Here is a 5,044-nt window from a genome sequence, read left to right as displayed (position 1 = left end):
GTCGCAACTCGATAACCAAAATCGCGTATCACGTCTGCTCAATGAATTTTATGAAAATAAACTAAAGGTAAGCCAAGGCTGTCGTTTCAGAATGGCAGCCTCATTAATATTGTTAAGATAAAGGTCTGCGAACCAGCCATGCCYTACACTAGGTAGTCAATTTTCAGGAAAACTGTGAAACAGCGGCTATATAGTTAATATGACATTAAAGCAAGTTCCGCCATCCTCATTATCAGTAACGGTAATCACACCATTATGTTTTTTGATAATACTATCAACAATCGAGAGCCCTAAGCCCGCACCCGCCACTTGGYGGGAACGCGATTTATCAACACGATAAAAAGGCTCAAATATATGCTTTTTATTGTTTTCAGAAATACCGACACCTGTATCTTTAATTTTAATTGAAACTTGTCCCTTGCTTAATCTGTTTACCATTACCTCAACCCTGCCGCCACCGTCCGTGTTGTACTTAATTCCATTTTCCACTAGGTTATAAAAGGCACGATACAATAAGTCCGTGTTTCCAGTAACGATACTATTATCACAGTCTAAGATCAGAGCAACATTTTTATCTTTAGCTATGTGAGAGAGCTCTGAAGTAATATCCTCAAAAACATCCTTTAAACAAATGCTGCTAAACTCACCGTTATCATCCATATTCGTCATATCTAACRGGTTACCGACGAGACCTCTCAAGCGCTGGGTCTGCTTTTCAATAACAGAAATAAGTGTATCATATTCCTGTTTAGTATGATCCTCTTTCTTGTTAAATACATCAACCTTTGTTTGTAACACAGAAAGGGGTGTTCTAAGCTCGTGTGCAGCATTTACTGAAAATCTTCCCTGCATCATAAAAGCATTAGCCAGTTTGTCCGTCATTTCATTGAATGTGACAGTAAGCTCTGCAATTTCATCCTTTGTAGGCGGCACAGATAATGTTTCAGATAGATTATGCACATTTATGTTTTTCACCTGATCGTTTAGTGTATTAAGTGGTTTTAATGCCTTACCCGAAATATAGTAAGTTAAAAATCCACCGCCAACAATAACAAAAATCATATATATAATGCTCTGAAATCTAAAATCCATTCTTGCTTGTCGGGAATCTTCAGATGGAACGGGAGTGATTATACTGCTTGCCGGTGATTGCGGAATTTCATTAATTCGTCCATATTTGTCGATTTCTTTTGCCGGTATTACCAAATTCGCATCAATTCTTGAAGCCATTAGATAAGCTGATAAATTAAGTATAACGGTAAGGCCTACACAACAAACAGTCAAAAGTGCCACAATCATAGCCGTAAATCGCAAGCGAATTGGCGTTTTTTTAAGCATTATCATCACCAGCCATATCTGATAACAAGTATCCCTCGCCAATTTTCGTTCCAATGGGGTCATAGTTTAATATAGCTTTCAGCTTTTTTCGGAGAGTTGCAATATGAACCCGTATAGCACCACTAAAGCTATCCGCATTCTGATCCCAGATATGTTCAATCAGTTCTTCTTGGCTAACCACTTTATCCTTGTTAAGCAGGAAATATTCAAGCAATGCAAATTCTTTTTTTGTAAGTGATATTTCGTTTCCATTAGCAACTGCAATACGCTTTGATAAATCCACTTTAATTGCACCGCAGCAATGTATACTACTTTCTTGCACAAACCTTCGCCTTAACAAATTTCTTATTCTTGCTTCCAACTCAGCAAAATCAAATGGCTTCCCCAAATAATCATTTGCACCAATATTTAAGCCCATTACCTTGTCATTAACACTACTTCTTGCACTGAGAATAAGCACCTTTAATTCCGGCCTTTCATCTCGTATCCTAGCTAAGACCTCAAGCCCATCTAATTTTGGAAGGTTTAAGTCAAGTACAACCAAATCGTAATTTACTTCATATAAAAGCTCGTAAGCTGCTTCACCATTGTCACAAGTATCAACAGCATAACCATCTATTCTAAGGCCATCAGCAATCGCTTCTAGCAAATCAAGCTCGTCTTCTACAATAAGTATTCTCATACTTAAATCACCTCTTTCCTATTGTACCTAAGTATAGGTTAAATCTATGTTAAGTATTTCATTTAACATAAAGAAATTCACTTAACAGAGATTTAACATCGTTTGTTATACGATAGTTGCATTAAGTCTAGGAGGAACAAAAAATGTATATTTTAAAAACCGAAAATGGATGGGGATGCTATGAGAATATCAAATTTAGCTCGTAAAGAGATTCTTGTAGCTTTCTGCTTTCTTGCTCCGAGCTTGATTGGTTTTGCTCTATTTTATTTAATTCCGTTTGGTCAAAGTATTGTATTTTCTTTTGAGAATCCAAGCAGAGAGGCCGGGTTGTCACTTGCCAATTATGAGAGCCTAATAACTAGTTCCTCCTTTCAAACGGCAATGGGAAATACATTCTGGTTTACTATTATTGGCGTTCCCATTCTTATTATACTTTCGCTTGCTCTTGCCATGCTGCTTAACAAACGAGTCTTTTTACGAAACTGGCTGCGCACCTCATATGTGCTTCCGCTGGTTGTTCCAGTAGCCTCCATTGTGCTCGTATGGCAGATTCTATTTGATTGGAATGGTTTTTTAAATCAAGTATTGGAGTGGCTTGGAGTCGATCGGATCGATTGGATGAAATCAGAGTGGGCGCAAAGCGTCATTATCGTTATCTATGTATGGAAAAACATTGGCTATAACATGATTCTGTTCTTAGCTGGGCTACAAAATATTCCTGATCAATATTATGAGATAGCAAACCTAGAAGGAGCAAGCTGGGCTCGTAAGCTCCAGATCACCTTGATTTATTTATTGCCGACAGGATTTTTAGTTATACTGATGTCCATTCTGAACTCTTTCAAGGTATTTCGAGAAATCTATTTAGTTGCAGGTGACTATCCACATGACAGCATCTATATGCTTCAGCACTATATGAACAATATGTTCCTATCGCTCGATATTCAGAAGCTGTCGGCTGCAGCATGCTTGATGGTGCTCTGCATTCTAGCCATTGTGCTCATACTGTTCCAAGTTGAAAAAAAGTTCCGTTCGTTTATGGAGTAAAGGGAGGTGTGTAGATGAACAAACAACACATAAAAACACTGCTACTCACTATCTTCTTAACCGTAATCGCACTTGTTATGCTGTTTCCTGTTGTACTAACAATTGTAAGCTCCGTGATGACGGAGAAGGAAATTATGCTGAATTACGGCATGCTAGGTAGTACGCAGATAAATGATTTTGCGAATTTGAAGCTGATTCCAGATTGGGTTTCGTTCGAGCAATTTTTTAAGGTGCTGATTTCAACTTCACAATTTCTCCGTATGTTTTGGAATTCTGTATTCATGGTGGTTCCAATTATTATTGGTCAGGTCGTGGTGGCAACACTAGCGGCGTTTGCATTTGCAAAGCTGCGATTTCCTGGCAGAGACGCGTTATTTATTGTGTACCTAATAACGATGCTCATGCCGTTTCAGGTCACACTTGTACCGAATTACATTATGTCTGATCGATTGGGGCTTATTAATAGTCCGAGCTCCATTGTTTTACCAGGAATATTTGCGGCGTTTGGCGTATTCCTGCTCAGACAATTTATGCTCCAGATTCCAACTGCTTATATGGAGGCTGCCAAAATGGATGGAGCAGGTTATTTCCGTTCCTTTATTACGATGGTCCTGCCAATGGTGAAACCTGGCATGGCAGCGCTCGTTGTTCTGCTGTTTGCAGATTACTGGAATATGGTCGAGCAGCCACTGATCTTTCTACAGGATGCCGCTTTGCAGCCCTTGTCCATTTTTCTATCTCGCTTGCAGGAAGATGCGCTTGGGGTATCATTTGCCGCTGCGGTCTTGTATATGATGCCTATGATTCTCTTGTTTCTGCTTGCGGAACGGTATTTTATTGAGGGCATAGAGCTATCTGGAATAAAAGGATAGGGGAAATGAGATGACAAGCATATCTAAGCAACAACGTTTAACGGCTGTTTTGTTTATATTGTTCTTTGCGGTATTGGCGGGCTTGACTTTCTTTAGCAGTACACTCGAAACGATGATGCTGCCCAAAGTGATTACGGAGAAGCTAGCTTCTAAGCCATTAGTTCATCAGGTTAACGGGAGTGGCATTTTAACGCCTCGTAAGCAGGTAGAGTTGATGAATGAGAGTGGCTCCAAAATTTTGAAGGTGCATGTAAAAGAAAATGAAAAAGTTAAGAAGGGTCAAAGGCTCGTGACATTCGACAGCTCTGAACTCGATGAGCAGATATATCAAGAGGGAATGCTGCTTAAAAAGCAAAATATGAATCGGGAGGTGCTGAAGGAGAACTTAAAGAATGCTCTGCAAGGGGGTGATGAGCAAATCATTGCCAAAGCTAAGCAAGATTTCGAACTGGATAATATGGATCTTGAATTGGTGCAAAGAAAATTAAGCAAGCTGCGTAAAGAAAAAGCAGACAAGCAAACGCTCACAGCTCCCTTTGACGGTAAAATTACAAAGATCATTGATGAGGACAGCATGAATGTCTCACAAGGCGGGTCAATATTAACGCTTATGGATAGTGGAAAGGGCTTCGAATTTTCATTTGCTGTGAATTCGGGGAATACGGCATTATTCGAGAGGGGGTCCAAGGTTTCTGTTCGATTGGAAAAAGACAATAAATTTGTTGACGGTAAAATTCAAGAGATAAAAACTGCATCTAAAGAAAACAATGAAGATTCCGGCGAAGATGCAACCATTGAATCCAGTTATCAGGTTGTCGTTTCCATCACTGATGATGTCCTTCAAGGCGGAGAACAAGTAAGTCTAGATATAAAGAAGGAATCGAATGAAAAAGGCTTTGTGCTACCAAAAAAATGGGTTCATAAAGATGCAACAGGTAGCTTTGTCTATGTAGTTGAGGAGAAGAAAAACTCGCTCGGCAATTCGTTCAATGCACGCAAAGCTTATGTTTTAACAGGTGATTCAACCGAGGATGAAATCGTAGTAGTGAGCGGGTTAAGTCCAAAGGATGAGATCATTATTGAATCAAGTGAACCACTGCAGGAA

General features: G+C 39.4%; 5 protein-coding genes. 3 read left to right on the top strand and 2 right to left on the bottom strand.

The features are described from left to right. Positions 1 to 186 precede the first annotated feature (186 nt). Both AB4Z17_RS31915 and AB4Z17_RS31910 read right to left on the bottom strand, forming a co-directional pair. Complete coding sequence (locus tag AB4Z17_RS31915; RefSeq protein WP_441964319.1) at positions 187 to 1,392, bottom strand: sensor histidine kinase; 1,206 nt, start codon at positions 1,390 to 1,392, stop codon at positions 187 to 189. Next, on the bottom strand, positions 1,331 to 2,020 hold the full coding sequence (locus AB4Z17_RS31910) for a response regulator transcription factor (RefSeq protein ID WP_441913484.1): 690 nt from the start codon (positions 2,018 to 2,020) through the stop codon (positions 1,331 to 1,333). The genes AB4Z17_RS31915 and AB4Z17_RS31910 overlap by 62 nt, the downstream gene beginning before the upstream one ends. Positions 2,021 to 2,200: 180 nt before the next feature. Between AB4Z17_RS31910 and AB4Z17_RS31905 the strand changes: the two genes are divergently transcribed. The 3 genes from AB4Z17_RS31905 to AB4Z17_RS31895 form a co-directional block, all read left to right on the top strand. Continuing rightward, positions 2,201 to 3,067, top strand: a complete 867-nt coding sequence (locus AB4Z17_RS31905) for a carbohydrate ABC transporter permease (RefSeq protein ID WP_441913486.1) — start codon at positions 2,201 to 2,203, stop codon at positions 3,065 to 3,067. A gap of 14 nt (positions 3,068 to 3,081) precedes the next feature. Beyond that, complete coding sequence (locus AB4Z17_RS31900; RefSeq protein ID WP_441913488.1) at positions 3,082 to 3,939, top strand: carbohydrate ABC transporter permease; 858 nt, start codon at positions 3,082 to 3,084, stop codon at positions 3,937 to 3,939. 10 nt (positions 3,940 to 3,949) lie between these two features. Then, positions 3,950 to 5,044, top strand: a 1,095-nt coding sequence (locus AB4Z17_RS31895; RefSeq protein WP_441964317.1) for an efflux RND transporter periplasmic adaptor subunit, incomplete at its 3' end; no start/stop codon positions are given.

The sequence above is a fragment of the Paenibacillus sp. TAF43_2 genome, from assembly GCF_052113545.1.
Taxonomy (GTDB): domain Bacteria; phylum Bacillota; class Bacilli; order Paenibacillales; family Paenibacillaceae; genus Pristimantibacillus.
Note: the sequence above shows the minus strand (reverse complement) of the source record. Positions and strands in the feature narration are given on the sequence as shown.